This window comes from Ignavibacteria bacterium (genome assembly GCA_016873775.1).
GTDB lineage: Bacteria > Bacteroidota > Ignavibacteria > UBA10030 > F1-140-MAGs086 > JAGXRH01.
This window is the reverse complement of record VGWC01000120.1, coordinates 1-3,826: the sequence shown is the minus strand read 5'-3', so window position 1 is coordinate 3,826 and position 3,826 is coordinate 1. Positions and strand designations below refer to the sequence as shown.

2 protein-coding genes are annotated in these 3,826 nt (G+C 40.1%); both read right to left on the bottom strand.

Going from position 1 to position 3,826, the window contains the following annotated elements; translation table 11 throughout:
• Positions 1–479: 479 nt before the first annotated feature.
• A complete protein-coding gene (locus FJ218_11070) occupies positions 480–1,469 on the bottom strand; it encodes a YihY/virulence factor BrkB family protein (GenBank protein ID MBM4167441.1) in 990 nt (329 codons plus the stop codon).
• Entirely contained in the window at positions 1,466–3,706 is a 2,241-nt protein-coding gene (locus FJ218_11065; GenBank protein MBM4167440.1) for a DNA helicase, read from the bottom strand. Before FJ218_11065 ends, FJ218_11070 begins: the two co-directional genes overlap by 4 nt.
• Between the last annotated feature and the right edge of the window lie 120 nt (positions 3,707–3,826).

The window sequence follows — 3,826 nt, the reverse complement described above, 5'->3', positions numbered from 1 at the left end:
CATAATGAGCAAACTCACTTCTTCAAAATCATAAATGATTTTGCTGTACGAAGAAATCCCGATAAATCGTGATAAAAGAACGATTTCACCATAATGGTTTCCTGCACCGTAGGTGCGAAATGTAATAGTGAAATATCGTTTCGCATTTTTTTTATTTCGCTCCTACGGAGCTACAATTTATTTTTGATTTCTTCTTCTATAAACATCTCACGCCTACGGCGTTTTTCATTTCCACGTTTTTTTTTCCTCACACAATTTTTCTTTCACTCAACAAAAAACCCGTTCTCAAATTTTCAAGAACGGGTTTTTGGTTTTTGTAATTAGGTAGAAACGTAACCAAAATAGATGTTCATAAATAGTCTTAAGCCCATACAAAAGAAATATTGTTTTCTTCAACGCAAAGCGCACGAAGAACAATACTATCCACACTTTGTGTAAACGTTATCCCTTACTCTCATCCTTCGAAGCGGGAAAGTTGTTCATAATGCATTGTTTTCTTCTCCTTCAAAATTCAATTGATGTTTTTCACGATAGAGTTGTCCCACTTCGCCGCCGATGATAAACGTAATTCCCGAATAATAAATCCACAAAAGCGAAACAATGAGGAAAGCATACGTTCCATAAATTTTTCCGAACGTAGGAAAACGCATAACATACCACGAGAAAAACCATCCGGCGCTTTGCCAAAGAATTGCCGTCGTTATTGCAGAAATCAGCGCAACTTTTTTCGGAACGTGTTGGTCGGGAACGCGGTAATAAATAACATAAAACATCATCGTAAAAACGGCAAAAATCAACAGCGCAGGAAAACTGTATTCAATCCATTCTGCACGCGTTTGTATTGCTTGCGGGAGAAGGTAGATAATTTGCTGCAGCAATGAAGACATCCATACGATAAAATTCACGACAAAAAATAATACCGCAAGAACGAGAACCCAAAAAATATCTTCAAGAATGCTCATAAAGATATTCTGCGTTTGTTGTACGCAATAAATCCGATGGAGCGATGAACGTGTGAACGCAAAGAGATTAGTTGACGTCCAAATTAGTGTAAAAGCCGCAACAAAACCAAATCCTGCACGATGGTTGATAATTTCTTCAATCACCCCAACGAGCGTTTCACGAACTGTTGCTAAATACGGAATAGGGAGTAAGCGGTTGCCGAACATTTCCTGAATGGATTGAATAGCAATTGTTGGCGATTCGAGCATCATTCCCAATACGGAAGCAACAAGAAGAATAAGCGGAATAATGCACGTAACGACAGCAAAACCGATTCCCGAAGCGAGAAATAATCCATCGTCTTTGATGAAACGCAACAACACCGCTTTGGGATAATATGCAACTGCCCCGAGAAAAATATTTATACGTTCGCGAAAGGAAATTTCTTTTTGATGCGATACAATTTTTTTTATTCCTGCAACCGTTTGCGCAAGTTTTTTTGTTTGTTCTTTGACGTTTCGTTTCATACGGTAATGATATGCAGATGAGCAAATTGCAACAATAAATTTTTCGTACCCACCAAATCGAACTGAACCGTTGCTCGTGCCAACTTGCCTTTCCCGGAGAGCATAACAATTTTTCCTTTTCCAAAAACATCGTGAACGACACGCATTCCTATCCGCAACGTTTTTGATTCTTGCGAAACATCTTCATAATTCGGTTGCTCTTGTTCGTAGAGAAATCGGTCATCGCCGTTTTTTTTCCCCTTCGAAAAATAATCCGTTGCTGAACGTAGGCGCGTCGAAAATACCTGCGAAGCGCGTTCTCTGTTTTTTGATACAGGAATTTCTTGCACGAGAAACGGTTGTTCTATTTCGGAAAGAAACCGCGAAGGAGTAGGGTACGTAACATCGCCGTAACGATACCGCACATTCGCGCTGCTGATGTAAAGTTTTTGCATTGCGCGCGTAATTCCCACATACATTAGTCTTCGTTCCTCTTCTACTTCCTGATGATTGGAAAATGAATCATACAACGGCAGCAATCCTTCTTCAACGCCGGCAACAAACACCACGGGAAACTCTAATCCTTTTGCGGCATGCAAGGTCATCAACGTTATTGAATTTTTCTGCGTATCCCATTTATCAACATCAGCAACAAGGGAAATTTCCTGCAGAAACTGTTGTAACGACGGTTCTTCCGCTTCATCGTTATATTCCGAAATAGCAGAAAGCAACTCCTGAACATTTTCCCAACGTGCAAGCGATTCCGGCGTTCCTTCTTCTTTCAGTTCCCGAAGAATGCCGATTTCTTCGACAATGCCGCGCGCAATTTCACTCGCAGAAACATAGTCCAGCATTTCGATATACTTCCAAATCATTGCCGTAAATTCACGAAGAGCATTTCGTGCGCGTGTTTGAAGACCATCAATCGAATCAAGCATTTGCATCACCTCGAACAACGGCATCTTCTTCTCGCGTGCGACCATTTGTATTTTTTCCACCGCGGTATTTCCTATTCCGCGCGCAGGATAATTGATTATGCGAAGCATACTTTCTTCATCTATTGGATTGATGATGGTTCGCAAATACGCAAGCACATCTTTGATTTCTTTTCTTCGGTAAAATTCTACGCCACCAATGATCACGTACGGAAGATTTTCTTTTCGCAGCGCATCTTCTATCGAACGCGATTGTGCATTGGTTCGATACAATACCGCAACGTCTTTCAATTGAATTTTACGCTTGTGAATTTCTTCCCGAATTTTCTTCACAATACGTTCTCCTTCCTCCCTGTCGTCTTCGCAGATAAGATGCGTTATGGTTTCTCCTTCAAAATTTTCCGTCCAAAGATGTTTCGGAATTTGTCCCGTGTTGTTTTTGATAACATCGTTTGCAACATTTAAAATGGTTTTTGTCGAACGATAATTTTGTTCAAGACGGAATAACTTGCAATCGGGATAATCTTTCTGAAAGTCGAGAATGTTCCGAATATCCGCTCCGCGAAACGAATAAATACTCTGCGCATCATCGCCGACAACGCAAACATTCCGAAATTTTTCAGCAAGTATTTTCACCAAAACATACTGCACGCGATTCGTATCCTGATATTCATCAACAAAAATATATTTGAACCGCTGTTGGTATTTTTCCAGAACTTTGGGAAATCGAGAAAAGAGTTCTATCGGTTTTATGAGCAAATCATCAAAATCCATCGCATTCATTTTGCGCAAACGTTCCTGATATTCTTTAAAAACGAGCGCTGTTTTTTGGTCGAAGAAATTATCTGCTTGAGCCAAAAATTCCTGCGGAGAAAGCATTTGATTCTTCGCCATCGAAATTCTCCCGCGTATTGCATTCGGTTTGAATTGCTGCGAAGAAATAGTATTCTCTTTCATAATCGTTTTTACAACTTGCAACGAATCTTCCGTATCGTAAATCGTAAAGTTGCGATTGAATCCGAGCGGTTCACATTCTCGGCGCAGTAATTTTGCAAACACAGAATGAAACGTTCCCATCTGCACGTGCTGACTTTGCGGACCGACAAGTTCGATGATACGCTGTTTCATTTCATTTGCGGCTTTATTCGTGAACGTAAGGGCAAGAATTTCATACGGAGAAATACCACGTTCCACAAGATATGCAGTACGATACGTTAGCACACGTGTCTTCCCGCTTCCCGCTCCTGCAACGATCATCACAGGACCTTCCGTTGCTTGTACCGCTTGTTGTTGAACTGAATTTAATTGTTGGAGAAAAGACAAAGTACTACATTCATTGGTATGAGTTAGTTGTTATTCGTTAGTTATAGAACAACTATCGAACAACAATAACAAAAAAAATTGTGGGCAAACTTACAAAAATATTTACTCAAATTTTAGAAT